2 protein-coding genes are annotated in these 1,627 nt (G+C 66.6%); both read left to right on the top strand.

The window, feature by feature from the left end:
• The first annotated feature begins 129 nt into the window (after positions 1-129).
• Complete coding sequence (locus HH310_RS42970; RefSeq protein WP_169181546.1) at positions 130-1,380, top strand: IS256 family transposase; 1,251 nt, start codon at positions 130-132, stop codon at positions 1,378-1,380.
• Positions 1,377-1,577 carry a hypothetical protein gene (locus tag HH310_RS42965; protein WP_169181545.1) on the top strand — a complete coding sequence of 67 codons (201 nt, stop codon included), beginning with the start codon at positions 1,377-1,379 and terminating at the stop codon, positions 1,575-1,577. Before HH310_RS42970 ends, HH310_RS42965 begins: the two co-directional genes overlap by 4 nt.
• Positions 1,578-1,627 lie beyond the last annotated feature (50 nt).

The following is a 1,627-nucleotide window of genomic DNA, read 5'->3' as shown; positions in this document are numbered from 1 at the left end:
AGTGGAGTCCCTGATAGTGGTGTAACGCGGGTGGCGTGAGCGTCGGACAGCTTGTCCGGTATAGAGCGCGGCCATCGCGTGATCTTTCGAGTGCACCTTCCACAGCACTCTCGAAAGGGACTCATCGCGATGACCGCACCACACATCATCGACCCTGCCGGCCTGCTCGGCCAAGCCTTGGGCGACGCGTCACCGGATCTGATGCGCCACTTGCTGTCCACGGTGATCAACAGCCTGTTGTCGGCGGAGGCCGACCAGGTGTGCGGCGCCGAATACGGCACGAGTTCGCCGGAGCGGGTCAACTCCCGTAACGGCTACCGGCACCGCGAGCTCGACACCCGCACCGGCACCATCGACGTCGCGATCCCGAAACTACGCTCCGGTTCGTACTTCCCGGACTGGCTGCTCGAGCGGCGTAAACGGGCCGAGGCCGCCATGGTCAGCGTGGTCGCGACCTGTTATCTGCTCGGTGTGTCCACGCGCCGGATGGACAAGCTGGTCCAATCGCTGGGGATCAGCTCGTTGTCGAAGTCACAGGTCTCGCGGATGGCCGCCGACCTCGACGCGCAGGTCGCGGCGTTTCGCACCCGCCCGCTGGGCGAGTCGGGGCCGTTCACGTTCGTGGCCGCCGACGCGCTGACCATGAAAGTCCGCGAACACGGCCGGGTCGTCAAAGCCGTCGTGCTGGTCGCGACCGGCGTGAACGCCGACGGGCACCGCGAAGTCCTCGGTGTCAAGGTCGCCACCAGCGAGACGAAACAGGCGTGGAACGCGTTCTTCGCTGACCTGGTCGCCCGCGGCCTGTCCGGCGTCCTGCTCGTGACCTCGGACGCCCACGCCGGGCTCGTCGACGCGATCGCGGCGAACCTGCCCGGCACCACCTGGCAACGCTGCCGCACCCATTACGCCGCGAACCTGATGCAAGTGTGTCCGAAGTCGGCGTGGCCGGCGGTCAAGACGATGCTGCACTCGGTCTATGACCAGCCCGACCCGGACTCGGTGCACGCCCAGTTCGACAAGCTGCTCGACTCAGTCGCCAGGTCCCTGCCCAAGGTGGCCGAACACCTCGATGACGCCCGCGCTGACCTGCTCGCTTTCACCGGCTTCCCGCAGCCCATCTGGCGTCAGATCTGGTCGAACAACCCCAACGAACGTCTGAACAAGGAGATCCGCCGCCGCACCGACGTCGTCGGGATCTTCCCCGACCGCGACGCGATCATCCGCCTCGTCGGCGCCGTCCTCGCCGAACAACACGACGAATGGACCGAAGGCCGCCGCTACTTCGCCCTCGACATCCTCGACCGCGCCCGCAAAACCATCACAGCCACCGCCACCGCGGCTACCGCCGCGGACCTGCCCGAACTGGAGACCGCCGCATGACCGACCTGACCGGCGAGCCAGCCATCCCCGACCCGGCCGAACGCGCACAACGCAACGCCGCCCTGCTGGCCGACAACATCGAGACCGGCTGGTGGGACAACCACGGCCGGCCCGCACCCTGGCCCGACGACATCGACCAATGGCAACCCGTAACCGGCGAACCCACCACCAAAAAGCCCGACGAACAACCCTTCTAACCAACACAACTCGAAAGATCAGCCGCTACACCACTTCCAGGGGCTTGACC

This window comes from Actinoplanes sp. TBRC 11911 (assembly GCF_012933445.1).
In the GTDB taxonomy this organism is placed as follows: domain Bacteria; phylum Actinomycetota; class Actinomycetes; order Mycobacteriales; family Micromonosporaceae; genus Actinoplanes.
The sequence above is the reverse complement of the archived record's forward strand: the minus strand, read 5'-3'. Positions and strand labels throughout refer to the sequence as shown.

Excerpts from the sequence above, each read along its gene's own strand:
- HH310_RS42965 (WP_169181545.1), top strand. The coding sequence starts at position 1,377 with ATGACCGACCTGACCGGCGAGCCAGCCATCCCCGACCCGGCCGAACGC.
- HH310_RS42970 (WP_169181546.1), top strand. The coding sequence starts at position 130 with ATGACCGCACCACACATCATCGACCCTGCCGGCCTGCTCGGCCAAGCC.